22 protein-coding genes are annotated in these 21232 nt (G+C 40.8%); 7 read left to right on the top strand and 15 right to left on the bottom strand.

What is annotated here, in order from left to right:
* Position 1: 1 nt before the first annotated feature.
* From AC1DSL_RS02350 to AC1DSL_RS02335, 4 genes are all read right to left on the bottom strand, one after another.
* Positions 2–961, bottom strand: coding sequence for an agmatinase family protein (locus tag AC1DSL_RS02350; protein ID WP_477531048.1), 960 nt, complete (start codon positions 959–961; stop codon positions 2–4).
* The gene (gene hutI / locus AC1DSL_RS02345; protein WP_477531047.1) at positions 962–2215 is read right to left on the bottom strand and encodes an imidazolonepropionase; all 1254 of its coding nucleotides are present in this window, start codon (positions 2213–2215) and stop codon (positions 962–964) included.
* Complete coding sequence (gene hutU, locus AC1DSL_RS02340; RefSeq protein WP_016429847.1) at positions 2212–3885, bottom strand: urocanate hydratase; 1674 nt, start codon at positions 3883–3885, stop codon at positions 2212–2214. Before hutU ends, hutI begins: the two co-directional genes overlap by 4 nt.
* A 255-nt stretch (positions 3886–4140) precedes the next feature.
* Complete coding sequence (locus tag AC1DSL_RS02335; protein ID WP_369758251.1) at positions 4141–4434, bottom strand: helix-turn-helix domain-containing protein; 294 nt, start codon at positions 4432–4434, stop codon at positions 4141–4143.
* Between the two features lie 1420 nt (positions 4435–5854).
* Between AC1DSL_RS02335 and AC1DSL_RS02330 the strand changes: the two genes are divergently transcribed.
* Positions 5855–6196 (top strand): PadR family transcriptional regulator, encoded by a 342-nt coding sequence (locus AC1DSL_RS02330; RefSeq protein ID WP_342542685.1) that lies wholly within the window; start codon positions 5855–5857, stop codon positions 6194–6196.
* Positions 6171–7217, top strand: coding sequence for a DUF4097 family beta strand repeat-containing protein (locus AC1DSL_RS02325; protein WP_477531046.1), 1047 nt, complete (start codon positions 6171–6173; stop codon positions 7215–7217). The genes AC1DSL_RS02330 and AC1DSL_RS02325 overlap by 26 nt, the downstream gene beginning before the upstream one ends.
* A gap of 61 nt (positions 7218–7278) precedes the next feature.
* Here the strand turns inward: AC1DSL_RS02325 and AC1DSL_RS02320 are convergent, their stop codons facing one another.
* From AC1DSL_RS02320 to AC1DSL_RS02310, 3 genes are all read right to left on the bottom strand, one after another.
* On the bottom strand, positions 7279–7614 hold the full coding sequence (locus tag AC1DSL_RS02320; protein ID WP_016429843.1) for a L,D-transpeptidase: 336 nt from the start codon (positions 7612–7614) through the stop codon (positions 7279–7281).
* 152 nt (positions 7615–7766) lie between these two features.
* Positions 7767–8267 carry a DinB family protein gene (locus AC1DSL_RS02315; RefSeq protein WP_477531045.1) on the bottom strand — a complete coding sequence of 167 codons (501 nt, stop codon included), beginning with the start codon at positions 8265–8267 and terminating at the stop codon, positions 7767–7769.
* Between the two features lie 65 nt (positions 8268–8332).
* On the bottom strand, positions 8333–9283 hold the full coding sequence (locus tag AC1DSL_RS02310) for a hypothetical protein (RefSeq protein WP_477531044.1): 951 nt from the start codon (positions 9281–9283) through the stop codon (positions 8333–8335).
* A gap of 152 nt (positions 9284–9435) precedes the next feature.
* Here AC1DSL_RS02310 and AC1DSL_RS02305 point away from each other — a divergent pair, with 152 nt between their 5' ends.
* Complete coding sequence (locus tag AC1DSL_RS02305; RefSeq protein WP_342542680.1) at positions 9436–9807, top strand: hypothetical protein; 372 nt, start codon at positions 9436–9438, stop codon at positions 9805–9807.
* A 352-nt stretch (positions 9808–10159) separates the two neighbouring features.
* Here the strand turns inward: AC1DSL_RS02305 and AC1DSL_RS02300 are convergent, their stop codons facing one another.
* The 3 genes from AC1DSL_RS02300 to AC1DSL_RS02290 form a co-directional block, all read right to left on the bottom strand.
* A complete protein-coding gene (locus AC1DSL_RS02300; RefSeq protein ID WP_477531043.1) occupies positions 10160–12760 on the bottom strand; it encodes an MMPL family transporter in 2601 nt (866 codons plus the stop codon).
* 3 nt (positions 12761–12763) lie between these two features.
* Complete coding sequence (locus AC1DSL_RS02295; RefSeq protein ID WP_477531042.1) at positions 12764–13207, bottom strand: MarR family winged helix-turn-helix transcriptional regulator; 444 nt, start codon at positions 13205–13207, stop codon at positions 12764–12766.
* 260 nt (positions 13208–13467) lie between these two features.
* Positions 13468–14169 carry a YwaF family protein gene (locus AC1DSL_RS02290; RefSeq protein ID WP_477531041.1) on the bottom strand — a complete coding sequence of 234 codons (702 nt, stop codon included), beginning with the start codon at positions 14167–14169 and terminating at the stop codon, positions 13468–13470.
* A gap of 275 nt (positions 14170–14444) precedes the next feature.
* Here AC1DSL_RS02290 and AC1DSL_RS02285 point away from each other — a divergent pair, with 275 nt between their 5' ends.
* On the top strand, positions 14445–15476 hold the full coding sequence (locus AC1DSL_RS02285; protein ID WP_477531040.1) for a serine hydrolase domain-containing protein: 1032 nt from the start codon (positions 14445–14447) through the stop codon (positions 15474–15476).
* 98 nt (positions 15477–15574) lie between these two features.
* A complete protein-coding gene (locus AC1DSL_RS02280) occupies positions 15575–15745 on the top strand; it encodes a hypothetical protein (RefSeq protein ID WP_016429834.1) in 171 nt (56 codons plus the stop codon).
* Positions 15746–15857: 112 nt separating this feature from the next.
* Here AC1DSL_RS02280 and AC1DSL_RS02275 read toward each other — a convergent pair whose 3' ends face one another.
* From AC1DSL_RS02275 to AC1DSL_RS02260, 4 genes are all read right to left on the bottom strand, one after another.
* Positions 15858–16436: a hypothetical protein gene (locus tag AC1DSL_RS02275; protein WP_477531039.1), complete on the bottom strand. Its 579-nt coding sequence runs from the start codon at positions 16434–16436 to the stop codon at positions 15858–15860.
* 18 nt (positions 16437–16454) lie between these two features.
* Positions 16455–17360: a DUF4349 domain-containing protein gene (locus AC1DSL_RS02270; protein ID WP_477531038.1), complete on the bottom strand. Its 906-nt coding sequence runs from the start codon at positions 17358–17360 to the stop codon at positions 16455–16457.
* 220 nt (positions 17361–17580) lie between these two features.
* Complete coding sequence (locus tag AC1DSL_RS02265; protein ID WP_477531037.1) at positions 17581–17850, bottom strand: hypothetical protein; 270 nt, start codon at positions 17848–17850, stop codon at positions 17581–17583.
* A gap of 12 nt (positions 17851–17862) precedes the next feature.
* The gene (locus AC1DSL_RS02260) at positions 17863–18267 is read right to left on the bottom strand and encodes a GNAT family N-acetyltransferase (RefSeq protein WP_477531036.1); all 405 of its coding nucleotides are present in this window, start codon (positions 18265–18267) and stop codon (positions 17863–17865) included.
* 360 nt (positions 18268–18627) lie between these two features.
* Between AC1DSL_RS02260 and AC1DSL_RS02255 the strand changes: the two genes are divergently transcribed.
* Together AC1DSL_RS02255 and AC1DSL_RS02250 are read left to right on the top strand one after the other, a co-directional pair.
* Complete coding sequence (locus AC1DSL_RS02255) at positions 18628–18936, top strand: hypothetical protein (protein ID WP_477531035.1); 309 nt, start codon at positions 18628–18630, stop codon at positions 18934–18936.
* 156 nt (positions 18937–19092) lie between these two features.
* Positions 19093–20436, top strand: a complete 1344-nt coding sequence (locus AC1DSL_RS02250; RefSeq protein WP_477531034.1) for a DNA cytosine methyltransferase — start codon at positions 19093–19095, stop codon at positions 20434–20436.
* Between the two features lie 147 nt (positions 20437–20583).
* On the opposite strand, the gene AC1DSL_RS02245 is transcribed toward AC1DSL_RS02250, so the two are convergent.
* Positions 20584–21232, bottom strand: a 649-nt coding sequence (locus AC1DSL_RS02245) for a hypothetical protein (protein ID WP_477531033.1), incomplete at its 5' end; no start/stop codon positions are given.

The following is a 21232-nucleotide window of genomic DNA, read 5'->3' as shown; positions in this document are numbered from 1 at the left end:
ATTAAATCCCCCTTTGTGATAGAACTCTCCCCGTGATAAATTCCAACCATGCATACACTCCTGTTTTGACCGTGGCACTTGTCGGTACATCTCGTGTTGGATCCAGACAGACAAAATCGATATGTCGAACCGCATCCTGTTGGCCGATCCGCACTAAACTTTGGAATAACTCTTCCGCCGTCATGCCTCCTGGTGTAGAAGCGGGAACACCCGGTGCGACTGCAATGTCCAACACATCCATATCGACAGTTACATAAACACGGTCCACTCGTTGTGCTAATTCCTTTAATTGTTCTTCGACGCACTGAGCCACCCCTAGCTCACGTGCTTTACGTAAAGTAATCATTCGAATACCGTGTTCCTTCGCATAAGCCACCAATGGTGCTGCGTTGAAGTACCCGTGAAGACCAATATTGACGACATCTTCCCCGTAGACAGTGCCCCCATCAATCAGTTGACGAATGGGTGTACCATTTGCAGGTCCCAAATCGGCCGGGTCGCGCACATCTAAATGTGTATCTAGTTGTAAAATGCCAATCCGCTCGTCTGGGTAGGCCTTCTTAAGACCTCTTACCGCACATGCAGTTACAGAATGATCGCCACCAATTAAACATGTAGTTGATTGTTCAAATGTGCGGACTAATTCATATGTAGTGTCTTCAATGCGTTCATGTGACATTAAAATATCGGTCGTATGCATAACGACATCTCCCGCATCACGAACGATGTAGCTAGATAAATCCAAGTCCTCATCTAAGTTATACGTGGAGAACCCTTTCCACAATTTGCGGAATTCCATTGGATATAAGGAAGCGCCGGAAACACTGATTGAAGAGCGGGAAATGGGCGCGCCATAAATCACCATGTCCGGAGACTGTTCAGCAAGCGGTTTTACCCACTGATGTACGAAATCTCCGGAAGCATCGCGCCATGACCATTCAGGCAGTTGTAAATGTTTCATTTAACCCACCACCTGTACACCTTTTTTCCACACCGAACCAACGTGATTCACGCCGAAAAGATATTGCAGCTCCTGGTAATTGGATACATTCCACATTACGACATCCGCTTGTTTGCCCGCTTCCAATGAACCGACATTCTCTTGCATGCCAATGGCACACGCAGCGTTCATCGTTGCGGCAACCAATGCTTCTGCAGGAGTTAGACGCATAGAGATGCAGGCCAAATTCATGACCAAAGGCATCGAAGTCGTTGGTGACGAACCAGGATTGCAGTCTGTTGAGATGGCTACGGCTACACCTGCATCAATCATCGCACGGCCTTTTGCTGCTTCTTCACGTAAATACAGAGCGGTCGCTGGCAAAAGACAGGCAATGACGCCTGCTTCAGCCATTAAACGCACACCTTCATCAGATGCTTTCAATAGATGTTCCGCTGAAATTGCACCAACTTTGGCAGCCAGTTCCGCGCCACCGTAAGACTCAATTTCATCAGCATGAATTTTGGGAATCAAGCCGAGTTTTTTGCCTGCTTCTAAAATTCGTTCGGACTGTTCCGGTGTGAATACTCCGACTTCACAAAAAACATCGTTAAAAACAGCTAATTTTTCTTCCGCAACTTTCGGCAACATGTCATTTACCAAAAGATCGATGTACTCGTCTTCTTGTCCTTTATATTCCTGAGGGACTGCATGAGCGCCCATAAACGTTGGAACCAAGTCAATCGGATGACTTTCATTCAATCGTTTCATCACTCTCAGTTGTTTCAATTCCGTTTCCAAATCTAGTCCATAGCCACTTTTGCCTTCCACGGTTGTCACGCCATGCTCAAGGAACGAGTCTAGGCGGCGCGTTGTTTGTTCCACCAGTTCGTCTTCTGACGCATCTCGTGTCATACGTGTTGTCGCATGAATACCGCCACCAGCATTCATGATTTCCATGTACGTTGCACCTTCGAGACGCATTTCGAATTCACGTTCGCGGCTTCCTCCATATGATATGTGCGTATGCGGATCGACCAGACCCGGTGTCACCAAACGCCCTGTTGCATCGATAATATCCGCTTCATGGGCACGTGTGCCATATAAAGCTTCAAGCTCAGACGTCGTGCCCACCGCCACTACTTTTCCATTTTCCATCCACACACTGCCATCTGCGATCAACCCGAGGTCAGACATTCCTTCTCGAACTCGGGGGCCGTTTTCACCGGCTACCGTTACAAGTTGTGCTGCATTTTTTATCCAAACCGGAATCATGCTTCAGACCCCTTTAGCATCGGAATGTTGACGCCTTTTTCACGCGCAGTCTCAATCGCCAAATCATAGCCTGCATCGACGTGACGGACGATACCCATTCCTGGATCAGTTGTTAATACACGTTCCAGACGAACTTCTGCTTCTTTTGTACCGTCCGCTAAAATGACCATTCCGGCATGAATGGAATAGCCCATGCCTACACCACCGCCATGGTGAACGGATACCCATGTCGCGCCGCCCACTGCATTGACCATCGCGTTCAAAATCGGCCAATCCGCAACAACGTCCGAGCCGTCTTTCATTGCTTCGGTTTCACGATTCGGTGAAGCTACTGATCCTGAGTCCAAATGGTCACGTCCGATAACGATTGGCGCACTCAATTCGCCGCTTGCTACCATATCGTTAATGATTTTCCCGAAACGTGCACGTTCGCCGTATCCCAACCAACAAATGCGTGAAGGAAGGCCTTGGAACTGAATTTTCTCCTGAGCCATTTTAATCCAGTTACATAAATGCTTGTTGTAGCTAAATTCGCGTAAAATCACTTCGTCTGTTTTGCGGATATCTTCCGGGTCACCAGAAAGTGCTACCCAACGGAATGGCCCTTTACCTTCACAGAACTGTGGTCGAATGTAAGCTGGAACGAATCCTGGGAAGTCAAACGCACGTTCAACCCCTTCATCTTTTGCCACTTGACGGATGTTGTTGCCGTAATCAAATGTAATGGCGCCTTTGTCCATCATCTCTACCATTGAAGAAACATGCTTCGCCATCGATGCTTTAGAAAGCTTGACGTACTCCGTCGGGTTTTCTGAACGGAGCTTCGCTGCTTCTTCCAATGACATTTTTGATGGGATATAGCCGTTCAATGGATCATGTGCAGAAGTTTGATCCGTTAACACATCCGGAATAAAGCCACGTGCGATCATTTCCGGTAAGACGTCTGCGGCATTGCCAAGCAACCCAATCGATAACGCTTTTCCTTCCGCTTTTGCCTCTTCCGCTAAACGGATTGCTTCATCCAACGAATCTGTTTTTACGTCAGTATAGCGCGTTTCAATACGTCGATCGATACGCGTCTCGTCTACTTCAATACCGATACAAACTCCGCCAGCCATTGTTACTGCTAATGGTTGAGCACCGCCCATTCCACCAAGACCAGCTGTCAATGTAATGGTACCTTTCAAAGATTCTCCGAAATGTTGTTTTGCCAGTTCAGCAAATGTTTCATATGTTCCTTGGACAATCCCTTGTGATCCGATATAAATCCAGCTACCTGCTGTCATTTGGCCGTACATCATCAAGCCTTTTTTATCTAGCTCATGGAACGTTTCCCAGTTTGCGTACGCTGGCACAATATTCGAATTGGCAATCAACACACGTGGTGCATCTGTATGAGTTTTGAAAATCGCTACCGGTTTTCCGGATTGAACCAGCAAGGTTTCATCGTTCTCCAACTCTTTTAATGAGCGCACAATAGCGTCGTAACTTTCCCAGTTACGCGCAGCTTTACCGATTCCTCCGTATACCACTAAATCTTCAGGATGCTCTGCCACGTCTGGGTGTAAATTGTTGTTTAACATACGAAGTGCGGCTTCTTGTTGCCAGCCTTTCGTGTTCAATTCTGTTCCTCTATATTGGATAACTCGTTCAGTTGTATTCGCTTTCATTTTCATTCGCCCCCTTATTAATAGTTTCATTGTATCGTGAAAGTTCTGATAATTTATTTATAATTTAGTTTATTATTTATGTTTTATTGAATTATTTCTTTGATTTGAAAAGATTTTTATAATTTATTCCCGTTTCAATCATTTTTACATACAAAAAAGACCGATTGGATAATCGGCCTTGTAAAATACTTTTTTCTCCAAATAGACAACTAATGATATAACCAGAGAAACTAATTTATAATCGAAAAACTCGATTCATCTTCCCCAATTAAATCGATACTGGGTTGGGGTTTTCCCAGTTGATGCTCTGAACTTCGCATTGAAATAAGATTGATGTGTGAAACCCGCCAATCTCGATACTTCTTCTAAAGTTGCGTTTGTTTCTTTTAATAATCGTTTTGCTTCTCCAAGGCGAATTTCTTGTAGCGTTTCCCTGAAATTCTTGCCTGTACTTTTCGAAAACCTTCGACTTAATGTGCTTTTATTCATTTGCAAAGCATCTGCACAAGCCGCCAAGTTCCAATTCGAATCCCAATAATTTGATTCCATCATCATTCTTACTCTATCTGAGAAATTAGACGTCCCTGATTCCACTAAACTTGTTACTTTCATCAAATCCGCTGTGAAGTCACCAAAGCTTTGAATGATGTGATACATAACCGGCTCGCGGATGATGTCTTGAAATAGTTGATGGTACTGTTTTTCAAGGGGGGGATTTTGAATCGAATTGGCCGACATATATCTTCTGATTTGCGCAAGAACACTAGTCAAACGGATTCGCACCATTTCAGGATCCGGGTAAGGTGCTTCAAGGGTTAGAAAATCTTGCTCCAACCATTGACGAATTGCTTTAACGTCCTGTTTTCCTAGCATTTCAATCCACATGCGTTGCTCTATGGGAGACAAAAACGGATCCATTTCACACCACGATAAATCTTCAGCTTCAACGGATAAAATATCATAGCCATCATAAAAAACACGTTCTTGGAAGCGACGCATTTTTTGATAAAGTGAACGAATATCTTGGTCGCCAGGTGATTCGTATAAGTAAATGGACAATAGTGTATTGGATTGGCGTTTCCAAGACGCATAAAACGCCAGATAGGCTTCCTGCATGCTTTCAAGTTCAGGTAGTCGGTGTACAACAACAATAAAATCAGTAAACGGAAATAGTTCAAAATGCGAGGGGAATGCGAACTCTTCCAGCGATTTCACCAATTGCGTTCCCTCTTCCCGGCTCGCAGGAACAATTGCACTTAAGAGTACAGAAGTCCTTGGGTACGTTTTCGCCAACAATAAATCTTCATATGTAAAATTCGATTCTTGATATGCATCCAGTTGAGGAATCCCTTTCTTTTCGTTGCGCACACGAAAACGCGTTTGCTGGATATGCTTAATCAGATGTTCGGGCTGGAAAGGACGGAACAATAAATCTTCCGCTTTATGTTTAAGTGCACGGTATGCAGTTTGAAACGTTCGATCTGAGGATACCCCTAGCCACCTCGCTCCTGAAGGCAGGATACTTTCTTCCGAGGCAGACCATAAGTCCATATCAATAATATAAATATCAAATTCCCTGGAAACCATATCTTTTTGTAGAGTAGTGACTGAGTCCCCCAATTCCACAAAAACATCTCGCAACTGCGAAGAAATCATCCATTTTATTCCTTGTGCTTCTAGTGAGTCCTTCGTCAGAACGTATACATGCATAAAGAAACCCCCTTCTTCCATTACTTATCATTCGCACAAACATCTATAAAAAGTGCCCATAAACACTTTAGGTACAGGTAAAGAATATACGTACATTGTCATGTCTGCTCTCTTCATAAGCAAGAACTTTTGAAAAATCTCAAAGACCCTTTCACAAAAAAATAATTATTTTTCAGTACCTTGCATAGAATAATACTGCATGATATATTGTTCTTAACAGTACTGCATATTGTCTAGTAGTGGAAGGAGGGGGTTTAAGGTGAATATTCAATTCAAGAAAGGCGTACTTAATCTTTGCGTCCTTGTGTTATTGGATCAAAAAGATCGATATGGGTATGAACTTGTACAAAAAATCTCGGACCAAATCTCAATTTCCGAGGGATCTGTATATCCGTTATTGCGACGTCTGACCAAGGAAGGTTATTTCACTACTTATTTACAAGAGTCTACAGAAGGTCCTTCCCGTAAATATTACAAACTGACCGATTTAGGCAGAACATATTTACAGGAACAGTTAAATGAATGGAAAAGCTTCACAAACGGCGTGAATACTTTAATTGAGGAGAGTGTAAAAGATGACGGAACAACAATTTCTAAATGAACTTGAAATGGCTTTGACTAAACTTCCTTCCGATGAAAGAAACGATATTTTCCAGGATATTAAAGAGTATTTTACGGATGGACGTGTAGATGGTAAATCTGATAGCGAAATTGCCGCGTCCCTTGGCTCTCCAAAAGAAATTGCTGAAGAGCTTCTTGCCAATTATGTGCCCGAGAAAATTGATACAAATACAGACGCGAAAAAGATTCTTATAACGAATGATAACTTCACAAAAGTTGCCATGAACATCAAAATTGGCTCTTTACATGTATATCCATCTGATTCAGATGTCACCACTATTGAGCTAGTAAACCCGCATGAAAAATTAGCATTAACAGCAGACGTCATTGGAGACACATTATCGATTGACCTAAAAGCCCCTAAATTTGTATTCTTTGGATTTCTTCAGATCTTCAAAGGCGTAAAGGTCAATGTGGCTCTCCCCAAAAAACTATATACAGCTATTTCCATGAAGACAGATAATGGAGGCATTGTAGCGATAAAAGTTCTTGGAAAAACAGTGAAAGCAACTTCTGACAATGGAAGCATTGAAATAAAAGAAATTGCAGCAATGGTTCTGGACGTTGAAACAGATAATGGCCGTATAGCAATCGATAACGTTCAAGTCGACAAACTAACTACCGAGACGGACAATGGCAGAATTGAAATGCGGAATGTAGATGCCGAACAGGTTCACACAGAAACAGATAACGGACGAATCATCATGGAATATGTGAACGGAAATATTACCGGAAGAACGGATAACGGACAGATTTCACTTTTAACAACGAGCCTTGACCGCATGATTGATTTGGAAACGGACAATGGCAGCATATCGGTTGCGACTGAAAATAATCCGACAGATGTTTCGATTCGTGCAAGGGTTGACCATGGAAAAATTGATGTGTTTGGGGAGAAGAATTCCCGCACGACTTTCGGAAGTGGCACGAATACGGTTCAACTTTCTACGGATAACGGAAAAATAACTGTCTTTAAGAAAGAAGCAAACGTACCCGTTTAATTTCCATCAATCATATATAGACATCAAAAAAGCCCCTTGTGAGGGCTTTTTTTGTTCTTCTTCAAGCATGTATATAGACATTTGTTCCGATTGGCACGAAGGATGAGAGCTCCGTTACGTCATCGTTATACATCCGAATACACCCGTGCGAAACTTTCTTGCCAATGGACGAGGGATTATTTGTGCCGTGTATTCCGTAATGTGGTTTAGATAAACCCATCCATAACACCCCATATGGGCCACCTGGGTCATACTCTTTGTTCACAACAATATAATTTCCTCTTGGTGTAGGTGTTAACATTTTCCCGACTGCTATCGGATATGTTTTCAGCAATCTACTGGCATCGTAAAGTTTCAGTTGGCGTTTACTTACATTTACATCAATCCAAACCACCATAATTCCATCTCCCAAAATTGACTTACTTTAGGTATATGGCATGCCAAGTGGTTATGACCACGTTAGGTTGGAAAGTCATTCAATAGATGAGGCGAACATCGATTTTCGCATACAAAAAAGCAACTCCATTTTCGAAGTTGCTTTTGTTTACCTTATTTTGGAACGTCGCCCCCATAGGATGTCCATTCTTCACGGGATGGACCATACACTCCGATCATCGGCAGTCCTGCCAGGCGCATCAACATTGTCATTTGGCCGCGGTGGTGGATTTGGTGCTTAACGATAACGTTCAGTGTAGTAGCATTCGTCCACATTTCTCCATACATGTCGTGTTCTTCAGAAAGATTGGCATCCGTCCATTGTGAACGAATGGCTTCTTTGAATGCCATGTTCGCCTGTTTGTATCCAGCAGCAATTTCTGCTGCTGATTCCGGCATTGGTGCATCGTGATGTGGTGCTTCAAACTTCAGTCCGACACGTGACATCATTTCATTGATAGAAACGATCGTATGCCAAGCAAGGAAACCTAACGAACGCTCTCCTTCTTTGACTCTTGTTCCTAACGAATCATCGTTAAACAAGTCCAGTATTTGTTGGGTAGAGTCACTCTCGTAAGTCCATTCAGTTAAAAACTCATCAATTGTATGATACATAATTTTCCTCCTTAAGATTTCTTTCCTCTTAAGTATCTTTCGTGACAATAGTCAAAATACCTTCCTTACGCTTCGATTAATTGTTTTCTTCTCTCTTCAATGTCAACCAGTTCAGCATCCAATACATGCTTTTTGCCGGCTAATGAGTTCATGACTTTCATGATTTCTTTTACCGTATTTTGCAAGTTCCCTTGAGATCTGGATATTCGTGAATGAATGGTCCACTCACTGAAAATATCATCAAAAAAGTAATCGGCCATTTTGATAAACTCTCCGCGTTCCACGATAAAAGAATTGGCTTCAAGTGCCTGCACATCTTTGACTTCCGTTCTGAAGCGATGGAGAGCCATTTGTGCTTTATGAATCATATCTTCTGAGTCATCGATTGCACTATGCTTCATCGCAGTCACAATCATTCCGCCACCCAAAAACGTATCCCATGTTGAATAGTTGCGGGCAGATTCGAGCTGACTAATTGCTTTGGATAAAAGTACATTTGCTCTACTTCCTGCATCCCGTGCTTCTTCGATTTCACGAAGCATCGTTTGGACAACTGTTTTGCGGTCATACAGTTCTTCCATCACCGCTTTATCTTGCGGGGAATTGACTCGCAACCATCGCTCTTTTTCAATCATTAACTGTTGCCAGTTCGCATGAAGGTCTTGGAACTGTACATCTGCTAATGCTTGACGAATGATAGCTGATTCTACTTCCAGGTCTCGAACCACCTTCACCGCTTCGTTCCACTTCAATTCTATTGAAGCTGCTTCAGCCATTTCTTGATCACGGACATCTTCCTGCGTCCCTTTCCACTTTCTCATCACGTTGGAAAATGAAAACTCATCCAATTTTGCGACATCCCGTTGTTCTTTTGTCAGCTTACTTTCGAGTTCATTTCGTTTGTGTGTGTGTTCCAGGATTTCCGTTTGAAGAGAAGCTAATTTCTTTTGCAAGCGTTCTTGTTCATTGATTAATAGTTTTAGCTCCGATTGTCTTTGTTGAAACGTTGACCACATAGCCCATCACTCCCTTAGCTACTATACGAAATTCCAAAGATGAAGTTTCAGTTAATTTGTTTGGTAATTTAGTGAAATGTTGGAACTTTTGAGTGGGTTTTAGAGTCTAATAAGTAACTATTAATTTCGTGATGGATGGGATGGGTTTTGAGATGAAAAAGTGGATACTTCTGTTTGTCATACTGTTCCTTCTTGCGGTATATGCTGCTCTGTCAACTAAATTTCATTATCCCGAGCTTCCATTTTCTAATAAAACCAAGCAGGAAGTCGCAAAACTTGCTGTCTCATCGGAATTGCCGCTTTCTAAAGTGGCACAGCAAGACGGCTTTGTTTGGCTTGTAACGGATGATTCCCTCGATGTGGCACTTAATTCCCTCAAGCAGCGAATGAAAAAGAATGGATGGGAATTTGTCGAACAGAACGGCTCCAGCTATTTGTTTGAAAAGGGCAATGAAAAAGTATTCATTGAAAGTCAACAATGGACAGGCAATTTCCTGCTCTTTCAATTGCCGATTGGGTTGTAAATTTATTCTCTTTTAAATAGAGAAATGAATCGGCTCGGGCCAACAGGATGTTGGTCACGAAGGCGTTGCCACACGAGGTGGCGTTCTTAGCCTTCGCTCCTTTGTCCTCGTTGCGGGTTCTTGCCTGCCCGTTATTCCGCAGGAAAGAAGCGGGCCAAAGGTTTTGATTTGGACCGATTCTTTGCGACGAGTAACCGCAGGAGCAGCACTTTTGAAGCGTGAGACACACAAGTATTTGGTTTTCATACTTGTTGGCTCATGCGGAACATGCGGCTCGCGCAAATGTACGATAAACAATGTCATAGTAAATCAAAAAGCCCTTCGAGAATAATTCGAAGGGCTTTTCTTACAGCTATTTTTTCTTTTTAATGCCGAACGGCCACCATACACCACGATCAAACGATACGGTAATGGCCGGTATGAGTAATGGCAAGACAATCAAACCGTACAGCAATAATCCAATAACCACGATGGACGCGATTTGCATCAGGCTCAGAACCCCTGAAGGCATCATGGCACCAAATGTACCTGCTAATATAATGGCTGCCGTGATGATGACCGTTCCCATTTTGGCCATCGAAATACGCATAGCTTCTCGAACAGACAAACCACTTTCCGCCTCTTCTCGGAACCGGTCGAGAAGGAAAATGGAATAATCGACTCCAAGTGCAATCAGCATGACGAAACCGAAGAATGGAACAGCCCAGCTGATGCCGTCATATCCAAGTAGATTCTCGAAAATCAGTTCAGCAATGGCAATTGACGTAAAGTACGTCAGCAATAACGAACCGATCATGAACAATGGCATGATCATGGAACGGAATAAGATCGTCAAGACGACAAACAAACTAATCAACATAATCATGACAGTGCTTGAAAAATCGCTTGAAGAGATATCCGCTAAATCACTATTTACGCTCGATATACCACCAAAAGCAATGCTTGCATCTTCAAACGGTGTTCCTTTTACTTCTGATGCCACTGCGTCTTTCAAGCGTTGCACAGTTTTAATGGCTTCAGGAGAATATGGGTCATCCGAAAGGACTACTTCCATTTTTATCCCTTTGCCATCAGCGAATGTATATCTGTCCAATACTTGAGAAAATTCTTCACTTTCAAGTGTACCTGCAGGAATATACAGTCCAGTATCACGCACACTATCACTTTCACTCATCGCCTTCATCATGTCGCTGACTTCCGTAAGTCCGTCTGCAATTTGTGTTAGACCCTTATTGGAAGCTGCAAGCCCCTCAGTTACCTTAGATAATCCTTTACCGCCGCCACTTGCTCCGGCAAGGCCTTGCTGAATTTGACCAAGTTGACCACTGATGGCCGTCAAAGCACCGACTGTTTGTTGCACATTACCGGTCTGTTGTAACCCTTGTGTTGTCAGTGCCAACTGGTCGTTTAGCTGACCAAGTCCTGCCGCAACTTCTCCAAGTCCACCACTATTGCCAGCTCCAGCCAATCCGCTTTGAATTTGCTCAAGACCCGCTCCAATTTCAGTGAGTCCTTCGCGAGCTTCCGTTAATCCATCCGCCATCAAACCAAGTTGATGATCGACATATAAGTCTTCGATCATTTCCCCAGTAGGTCGGGTGACTGTTCTAATCTTCTCAACACCTTCGATTTGTTCAAAGCGTTGACTTAAACTCTCCACATACGGAATCATTTCTTCGTTTGCTAGCTTCTCATCCGATTCAATAATGACTTGAACTGGCAACGAGTCCCCTTTGCCAAAGCCATTTTCTATGGCGCGTAAGCCTTTAACCGATTCATAGTTACTGCCGATTTCATCCACTGTGTTAAATGACAAGGAGTTATCGTATGTCAGCAACAAAGGAACCGTAATAATTGCGACAACCAGCATAGATAGAACCGGGCGATTGACGGAAAGCTTGCTCATCCATCCCCATAAGCCGCTGTCGTGGTGCGCTGCCGATTTTTTCGAAGGCCAGAATAGTTTTTCTTTCAATACCAACATAAACACTGGCACAATCGTAAACAATACGAGCAATAGAACCGCTATCCCTACCGCAACGGCAACGGCCGATTTAAATATTGGGAAATCCGCAAAACCTATCGCGAAGAACCCAATAAATACAGCAAGACCACTGATCAGTAACGTACGGCCGGCAGTTTTGTAGGTGTTTACAATGGCTTCTTCTACCGAGTGACCTGCAGATAATTCTTCCTTGTAACGGCTCAGCAGTAAAATACAGTAGTCCGTTCCAATCCCGAACAATATCGCCACCAAGAAAATCTGGGTATAGTTAGAAACCGGGAAACCAAACCAATCGATGAAAAATGCCACAAGTGATTGGCTCAATAAATACGTAAGACCCACTGCCACCAAAGGAATGAATGGCGTGACAATCGAACGGAAAACAGCAAGCAACAAACCAAAAATCAACACAACTGTAATAAGCTCTGTCCGCTTTAAGCCTTCTTGCGCACTTTTATTAACATCATTGTTGATGATGGCTTCGCCTGTCACGTAAGCTGTCATGTCTGAAGGAATGATCGAATCGCGAATTTCTTGTGCAACCTCATTAACTTCTTCATCAGACCCATCCACTGTAATGGGAATAAGTACTGTTTTTTTATCTTCCGAAACGAGTTGACTCTCGAGCTCTTCACTTTCAACGGGATTTAAGACACTGGTCACCGTTTCTGAAAGTGCTGAGATTTTCTTCGCCATATTGCCCAATTGTTCACGGTCAACATCCCTCAGTGCTTTATCAAGTTCCACAACAACGGAAATCGTTTGGTCACTTTCGCCTGCATCCGCCAACATTTTGGCGGCTTTTTGTGACGACGCCTCTCCAGACAGCTGGATTGAGCCCGCTTCTTCCGCTTGTTTCGTCAAATTTGGGGCGATGATAAATAAGAGAATCGTGATGGCGAGTAAACCGATGGTGATTGGCCATTTCCATTTTAATATCGTTTTCATTCGTCAGACTCCATTCATTTTCAAAATTTCTCTTAACTTGCGGAACGTCACTAAAAATTGGTCAATTTCCCGATCATCCACTTGATTGGACATCAATTTTCCAATATATTCATGCAATACTCGGTCTGATTCATTGATGACATCTTCCCCTAAACTCGTCAGCACAAGAATCTTCTCTCGCTTATCTCCTGAAGGCTTTGTGTCAATCAACTCTTTTTCCATCAGTTTTTTTATACGATTGGATATGGCGCTTTTATGTACGCCTTGCAAAATGGCGAGTCGACTTGATGTTATTTCCCCTTCTTTGTAAATCAGTTTCAATACTTGAATTTGTTCAGGTGAATATTCTTTCCATATTGGGTCATCCACACTTCGAATGACGCGTTCAGTCCCATATATGAGTACCTCTTCAAAGAGTGATACCGCTTCTTTTATTCTTTCATCCATAATAGTTTACCCCCTAAACCAATAATAGTAGTTTAGGGGGTAAACTATGCAAAGTCAATGATATTGGAGCGGGGTAAAGATGATGGCGAACATAAGTTTCGTAGAGGAGGATTCAGCTGTTTTCATCTACAATTGAACATAAAAAAATCTCCTCAACAATATCGAGGAGATTCGGCTTATGCATAAACTGATGATCGCTCACCATTCTTGACCACGTGACGATTGCGTCCCTGTTCTTTTGCTTTTAATAATAGTTCCCCCTATCCTGAACGCCTTTTTCTGAAAACCAACCATAAACATACGAAAATGAAGAAAGCCACCAATTCAAGAGATACGATGTACCATGGATATGGTCCCAGGTAATCAAGCAGACTGCCGTTCAGTGGTTTTGTCCGTAAAAACATATAGTTTCCGTTAACTAAAACATTGATGACAAACACGATTGGCAGCAATACGTTCAATGCGAGCATCGTTTTGAGGATTCCTTTAAAAGTAGGGCGGCACCCTTTCACCCATGTAAAATATAGCGCTACAAGGACAATTCCCGAATGCGTGAAAAAGAAGTGGAAGTACCTGAAATGCGGGAAGCTTAAATCCAATACTGGTGTTGAAATTGCTTGAAGTGCACCGCCTATTCCTGCATAGAAAACAAAATCATAGACATGCTTATTCCCGGTCCACAACAGAACCATGGTCAACGCTAAACTGATGCTACACAATTCGAGTGGCAACGAACTACTCCAGTTCCATCTTCCGGTTTGAAAGAGCCAAATATAATACGCGATATCCATGCCCAGTAAGGACAGGGCAAAAAGACGTTCTATTTGTTGCGCTTTGCGAGGTTGAAGCGTCCATCTATTTTTGAAAGCAAATAACAAAACAATTAATAGAACCAATCCCACAATTACGATCTGATGTGCCGTCGAAAACATAACAAATGCAGGTCCCTCTTGTTCCAACATTGCGTTTCCTCATTTCATTTTTCTTGCCCATCTATACATACCTATTCATTTCCATTCCTCGAAATCCCTCGTTTTAGTTAGTTTCTTATAAAGAAAAAGGAAGAGACTAGGTGGTTGGCGAATAATAAATAGTAGATACATCATTCACTTTTACGAAACATGGTAAATATAGATCGGTGGCTCTCTTAATTCTTGTTTGCTCCCTTGCGATTAAGGAGTGGCAGACTAGCAATAATTTAATGTAAATGGTAGTTAAAGAAATGGAGGAATCTCACATGAAAAACACGATTATGGATCGAATTGTTTCCCTTCAAAGCGAAAATGATTTTTCTGGAACCGTTTTGGTAAAAGAAAGCGAGAATGCTCTTATTGATCGTAGCTTTGGATATGCCAATCGGGCAGAAGCAATAAACAATCAGTCTGGAACCAGGTATGGAATTGCTTCAGGATGCAAACTCTTCACCGCGATCGCCATCTGCAAACTCGTGGAGGAGAAAAAACTTTCCTTCGACTCCAAATTGAAAGACTGTCTGGATGTAAAGTTTCCTCATTTTGATGACAACGTCACTGTCCATCACTTGCTTACCCACACATCGGGCGTTCCTGATTATTTTGACGAAGAAGTCATGGATGATTTTGAGGAGTTGTGGATCAAAACGCCAATGTACCATATCAGGACCTTGAAGGATTTCCTTCCTCTTTTCCAAAATGAACCGATGAAAAATCCACCAGGTGAGAGTTTCAGTTACAATAACTCCGGCTATATTTTGCTAGGGTTGATTGTGGAACAGGCAAGTGGATTTCCCTTCACTGACTATGTGGAAGAATACATTTTCAAAAAAGCTGAGATGGTCGATTCGGGCTACTTTTCTTTTGACTCCCTACCTGAGAGAACGGCATGGGGATACATCGATCATTCTGATGGAACGTGGAAAACCAATATGTACTCACTGCCTGCAAAAGGTGGGTCGGATGGCGGCGCCTATGTCACCGTTACCGATATGGCTCTTCTCTGGGAATCTCTTATGAATCATCAAATTCTTAGCAAGGAAATGACTGATCACCTGCTTACGGCACATGTTCAAGTAAAAGAAGGCAGCTACTATGGTTATGGGATTTGGATTAATAAAAAAGACGAGATCGTATCCAAGTATCATGTTATGGGCTATGACCCAGGCGTAAGTTTTCACTCGGCATATTACCCGGATGATTCCCGCATTGTTGTGGTTTGTTCAAATAAGTCGTCTGGTGCGTATAAAATCATGGCGGCCATTGAAGACGAATGGACAAAAGTGACCAACCACTAGACAAAGATAAAACGAGGTGAACCAATATGAATAATGACTTCCGGTCTTTTTGGGAACAATTTTTAGGGATTGCATAATTAAGTGATGGAGGTAGACTAATGGATAATTTGGAGTGGTTGGTTATGTATGGATTCCTACTTGTCATTGGAGCCCTTGTCGTCCGATGGATTAGACTCATCAAAAACAATACGGACGTGCAGGTTGAACAAAACAAGGCAATCATCTCGCTGTTAAAAGATATACAGTTGAAAAAGGAAAAGAGTTTTTGACAGTTGTGGTCAAAAACCCTTTTTTTCATCTGTGTTATATCAAAAATAAAGCATAGAAAAATTTCCAAGTTCATTTTAATATGCGTATGATTTTCACGAGGTTCTTGTTGAATTACCGTTTCTTAAACCTCTTCCAAACGATGAAACTTAAAAGAACAATGCCGACAGCAATAATAACAGCAATCATTGCATTCGATTCGGCAATTCCCGCTTGTTCTGCAACTAAATCCACTTGTTCAGTCGGTTCTTTTCCTTCTCCGAGAACGGTCAAGTCTTCCTGTGCAGCACTTAACCCTGTTGTTCGATCACAGATGACTGTTACGAGCTCTGCTTTATCTCCATACATCGTAGACTCAGTCGCATACACTAAATATTCCTGACCCACCTGGAATTCATAGCCGCAATCACCCCCACCACTTCCGGTGGTAATAATTACTTGAGACTCCGATACACCTTTCCAGGTTTCTGCTACCTCAATTAATACTCTTTTCTTCACATACCCCTTAAAGTTTTTTTGTTCTTTCACTTCAAGTACTTTACCTGAAAAAACGGCTTGTGAGCGTTCCAACTCATCTTCTACTGATGGAGGCTGAGCACATGAACATGCGTAGCTGGTTGTCGGAACGATGGACAAGCTGATCAAACTAAAAACGACACCTAACATCATTGTCACAAGAATCTTATTCCTCATGAACTACTCCCCTTACCTTCAGACCTTTTTCTGTTCATTCCGAAGCCTTCTTTTAATGACGAAATAGACMAATAATCCAATGGCTGTCAAAATAACGAGAACTGGTAAGTTACCAACGAAGAATACAATCAATGCAGAGAATGCCGAAAGTAAGGAATTCATGCTTGTCTCGAATTGTTTTTTTGTTTTTTCCCATGTATTTAACTCTTTGCTATCTATCTCAGGAACAACCACACGCTTTTCATACATTGTGATTTCAATCGTCGAGAACGACGTCTGGTTTTCAAGATACTTCATCTTACCGACCATCACTTCAATCTCTTCTTGAACTTGTGCTAAATCTGCAGAAATTTTCAGCAAGTCTTCGGTTTTTTGTGCTTTGCTCATGAAATCCAGTAAGCGTTCTTCAACCGCTCGTTTTGATTTCACTCGTGATTCGAGGTCCACGTATTGCTCTGTGACATCCTGACCCGTCACATTGCGTTCCAACACTTTTGCCGCTTCTCCTTCAGCTTCTAATAGAAACTTTTCAAAGTACTCTTCTGGGACCCTTACAATCATTTTGCCGCCGCTCGTTTGTTCGTCTTCTTGGTAGACGTTAGACTCCACGATGTATCCACCATATTGCTCGACTTTCTTCTGAATATTACTTTGTGCTTTATCCAATTCTTTGACGTTCACACTTAATATCGCCTTATGAATGATCATTCTTTCCACTGCAACAGTAGGTGCTGTTTTCTTGGCTTCACCTGAACTTGAATTGTTAGCTAATTCCTCAGACTCTTCCGTAGCTACTTCATTGGAATCTGACTGCGGTGCAAGCGCTTTGTCCTCGGAACTTTCAGCTTTCTCCTCGCCCCCGCTACACGCAGCTAATAAAACCAACAAGCTGGAAAGTAGTATGAATAAAATCCTCTTCCTCATCTTCGACTACCCCCTATCTCTATAGTATTTATGACGCGATGGACAGGAAAAATGTTGCAATTTTCTAATTATTTTTTAAAACACATCACAAACCCCCATGTGTCCTGGACATGGGGGTTAAAAGTTAACGTAGTTGTTCGTTTGGGTAACTAAAGACTCGACACTCTCTTTAAATAAAATAATCGGCCGAAGATGCAATTTCGGCCGATTCCTGCTTCATTCATTTTTGGGTTCGGACTGTTCGTAAACGACGGAACTGAGCAATTTCTTTAAATAGAAGTTGCCAGAAAACAAATGATGCGATTAACAAAAACCCAATCTTCCACCCCTGTCCCCAGTCATTGAAATATACATAATAGGACATTGATGCAAACACACCTACATAAAAAATCAGGCCCCAAAGAAGTGACTCTCGTTTTACATAGAACTTAATCGCAAACAACAATGCGCAAATGCCTAATAGCACCCACTTCAACGTATCGAACTCCATTAGGTTCTCCCCTTACAAACCAGATTGTTTTGAATAATTTCTTCGTATCATTCCGTGTGCTTGTTGCATTCCTAATTTTTCATAGTATCCCATCAAGTCTTCATCACACATCAGATCAATCATATAAATATCACTCAATACGTTAAACATTTCTTTGACAAGTTGTTTACCAATACCTTGTCCTTGATAAGCTGGCAAAACTTCCAAAAACGGTATATAAGCAGACAATACATCATCACTGTTCGCTGTGATGAACCCGATGACTTGATTGGATTTCTCATAAATTGCCAATACCACATGTGAGCTTTTTTTCAGTAATTTAAGATGGACTTCAGACGATGGCGGATTTGGCCACCCAACAAAAAATCCATTCAATTGATCTTTTGTTATATCTTTAATACATGTTGTATAGATCATTTTGAGAACTCCCTTCTAATATTATGGAAAATTATACATTTATGACAGCCACCTGCCTATTGTAAATGTATAATAACTTTAGGGAGTGATTATTATTCTATTTCAGAAAAAAACGATTAAAAAATCCACTGAATCTAATAACAAAATTATAACAAGAAAAGTTGATGTAGTAGGAAGGATTAATTTGCCATTAGAAATAAGATCATTACTTTGTATTAACAATAATAGTTCCATCGAATTTTTTATTCAAGATGACTTATTAGTACTAAAAAAATATATTTCAAGTGATGATTTGAATAAATCCACTTAATTTTTTCACTCAAGATTTACTAATTAAAAATTGAAACAGAGGATGTTATTATGCAAAAAAAAATTGATTTTACTAATTGGCTTTTAAAAAACACTAATCTTTCTATAAGTACTACAGGGAAATACTCTAGTGCGATTAGTACAATTTCCAAGGGTTTAATGAAATATGATTTAGTTAATAAAAGTTTATATTATATTGACGATCCCATCTTGCTAGAGTCTTTAACTATAAAATATTTAGCTGTCCCAGAATTTTCGGAGAAAGATTTACGAGGAAATAGAATGTATAGTAATGCTTTAAAATATTTCTTAAGCTTCACTAAGTCTACATACCTTGATACAAATCATAAAACGTTATAACAAGATGTGAGAATAACTTTGTATTTTCATACAACCCTAATTCTCCTGTTACCCTTCAATTCTAAGGTAAATGCTGGTTGACTCCAATGTACAATTTAATTTACAATAACCCTATCAAGTTAAATAAATACTTTAACTTTCGGGGAGGGTTAAGATATGTATACAATAAGTAAAGAAAAAGTACGAGAGCATATGAAAAATAATGACATTTCTACCCAACAAGAATTAGCTGATAAATTGGAGATAAGTAAAAACCAACTATCTATGCTACTCTCCTCAAAATTTAATCCTATTAAGTCTAATGTTCTTAAATTATGTTCTGTGCTAGATATTAAACTAGAAGAAATATTAGATTACGAACAATATTCAATGGATTTAGAGGATATTGAAAATATAGTAGAACATTCACAAGACGAAGAATCTATAAATGTTTCTGACTTTGAGGGTAATAAGTTTGTTGATATTAGGGATGTAGTACCTAATAAACAATATACTGCTGTTGAGCTTTTTGCTGGAGCAGGTGGATTAGCTCTTGGTCTTGAAGAGGCAGGTTTTGACACATTAGGCTTAGTTGAATTAGATAAGTATGCTTGTCAAACCCTCAGGTTTAATAGACCAAACTGGAATGTAATTGAGAAAGACATTATCGAGGTAGCTGAGATGGGCATTAGAAACTTTATTGATGCCCCCATCGGTGAAGTTGATTTGTTATCAGGCGGATTTCCTTGCCAAACATTTAGTTATGCGGGCAAAAAGATGGGTTTATCTGATGCAAGAGGAACAATGTTTTATTACTATGCTAAAGTTCTTGAGCAAATGTTACCCAAAATGTTTTTAGCTGAGAACGTTAAAGGCCTTGTTAATCATGATAATGGCAGAACTTTAGCAACTATGATAAAAGTTTTCTCAGATATCGGCTACAAAGTTCAATGGAAAGTTTTAAAAGCTCTAGATTATGATGTAGCTCAAAAGAGAGAAAGAATTGTAATTGTCGGAATTAGAAATGACCTTGCCAAAATGCACGATCTTTCCTATCAACTACCAAACCCATATGGATATACACTGACGTTAAGAGATATCTTAAAAAATGTTCCAGAATCAGCTGGCGCTAAATATCCTGAATCTAAAAAGAAGGTTTTAGATCTTGTACCTGCTGGTGGATATTGGAGAGATATTGATCAAGAAATCGCCAAAGATTATATGGGTAAAAGTTACTACTCAGGAGGAGGAAGAACTGGCATGGCCAGAAGACTTTCATGGGATGAACCATCACTTACATTAACCTGTTCACCTGCACAAAAGCAAACTGAAAGATGTCATCCTGATGAAACGAGACCTTTTACTGTTAGCGAGTATGCTAGAATTCAGAGTTTTCCGGACACATGGACTTTTGATTGTTCCATGTCCAATGCTTATAAACAAATTGGTAATGCTGTTCCTGTAAACCTAGCTAAAGCTGTGGGCCTATCTATAGTAGATGTCCTGAATAAAATTAATTAAATATAAAGTAAGTATCTTCTGGCTAATTTGCTTTACATATAACTACTCAATTGAGGTGCTTGTGTATATAAGAAAAAAGCCTAGTTCAAAGAACTAGGCTTTTTTGTATTTTCTTTGATTTTAGAAATTTTCTTCATTTCCGCTCGTTTACATGCCTTTACGGATTGATAATGCTAAATTCTCATTTACAAATAAGGTACGCGCAACAGCCTTTGTATCTTGAGTCACCGTTTCTTCTAGACTTAGAAACTTGTCATTTGATTCAGTTTCATTAACAGAGGGATGTGCCTCTAGATATGAAGCTCTAGATGAAATGGCACTAAATAACATTGAATAGCGATAGAGGCCTTTTGCATAATTAATATCGCTTTCTTCTGATAAATTACGAATGTGTGCTAGCAGATACTTGTTATCTTTATTAATAACCACACGTTCACCATCCCATAGAGCAGCTGTTTCCGCCCTTACTCCATCCCAGCGATCATCGAGACCAATTTCAATTATTTCAGGTAACCCAAGCTTATTACTAGATTTTTGCTTCTTCGCTTCTTCCTTTAAAACTTCAATCGTAAATTTAAATTCGGATATAAAGCCTGTCTGTGCGCAATGAATTTGAACAGTTATGTTACGTTTACCTAAACGCTTTGTAAAATCATTCGTAAAGGATAATGAAAACACTCCTGGTTTCATGTCGCGAACATAATGTGTTGACAAACGTTCCTCATCGACTGTCAACGTTAATAATCCTGGATTCAATATACGTTCAAAATAGATAATTGGACCATCTGTAGTAAAT

It is taken from the genome of Paenisporosarcina sp. P4_D4, assembly GCF_056401835.1.
The sequence above is the reverse complement of the archived record's forward strand: the minus strand, read 5'-3'. Positions and strand labels throughout refer to the sequence as shown.

Coding starts and splice junctions, on each gene's coding strand:
- AC1DSL_RS02350 (WP_477531048.1), bottom strand. CDS start 961: ATGAAACATTTACAACTGCCTGAATGGTCATGGCGCGATGCTTCCGGA.
- hutI (WP_477531047.1), bottom strand. CDS start 2,215: ATGATTCCGGTTTGGATAAAAAATGCAGCACAACTTGTAACGGTAGCC.
- hutU (WP_016429847.1), bottom strand. CDS start 3,885: ATGAAAGCGAATACAACTGAACGAGTTATCCAATATAGAGGAACAGAA.
- AC1DSL_RS02335 (WP_369758251.1), bottom strand. CDS start 4,434: ATGGAATCAAATTATTGGGATTCGAATTGGAACTTGGCGGCTTGTGCA.
- AC1DSL_RS02325 (WP_477531046.1), top strand. CDS start 6,171: ATGACGGAACAACAATTTCTAAATGAACTTGAAATGGCTTTGACTAAA.
- AC1DSL_RS02320 (WP_016429843.1), bottom strand. CDS start 7,614: ATGGTGGTTTGGATTGATGTAAATGTAAGTAAACGCCAACTGAAACTT.
- AC1DSL_RS02315 (WP_477531045.1), bottom strand. CDS start 8,267: ATGTATCATACAATTGATGAGTTTTTAACTGAATGGACTTACGAGAGT.
- AC1DSL_RS02310 (WP_477531044.1), bottom strand. CDS start 9,283: ATGTGGTCAACGTTTCAACAAAGACAATCGGAGCTAAAACTATTAATC.
- AC1DSL_RS02305 (WP_342542680.1), top strand. CDS start 9,436: ATGAAAAAGTGGATACTTCTGTTTGTCATACTGTTCCTTCTTGCGGTA.
- AC1DSL_RS02300 (WP_477531043.1), bottom strand. CDS start 12,760: ATGAAAACGATATTAAAATGGAAATGGCCAATCACCATCGGTTTACTC.
- AC1DSL_RS02295 (WP_477531042.1), bottom strand. CDS start 13,207: ATGGATGAAAGAATAAAAGAAGCGGTATCACTCTTTGAAGAGGTACTC.
- AC1DSL_RS02290 (WP_477531041.1), bottom strand. CDS start 14,169: ATGTTGGAACAAGAGGGACCTGCATTTGTTATGTTTTCGACGGCACAT.
- AC1DSL_RS02285 (WP_477531040.1), top strand. CDS start 14,445: ATGAAAAACACGATTATGGATCGAATTGTTTCCCTTCAAAGCGAAAAT.
- AC1DSL_RS02280 (WP_016429834.1), top strand. CDS start 15,575: ATGGATAATTTGGAGTGGTTGGTTATGTATGGATTCCTACTTGTCATT.
- AC1DSL_RS02275 (WP_477531039.1), bottom strand. CDS start 16,436: ATGAGGAATAAGATTCTTGTGACAATGATGTTAGGTGTCGTTTTTAGT.
- AC1DSL_RS02265 (WP_477531037.1), bottom strand. CDS start 17,850: ATGGAGTTCGATACGTTGAAGTGGGTGCTATTAGGCATTTGCGCATTG.
- AC1DSL_RS02260 (WP_477531036.1), bottom strand. CDS start 18,267: ATGATCTATACAACATGTATTAAAGATATAACAAAAGATCAATTGAAT.
- AC1DSL_RS02255 (WP_477531035.1), top strand. CDS start 18,628: ATGCAAAAAAAAATTGATTTTACTAATTGGCTTTTAAAAAACACTAAT.
- AC1DSL_RS02250 (WP_477531034.1), top strand. CDS start 19,093: ATGTATACAATAAGTAAAGAAAAAGTACGAGAGCATATGAAAAATAAT.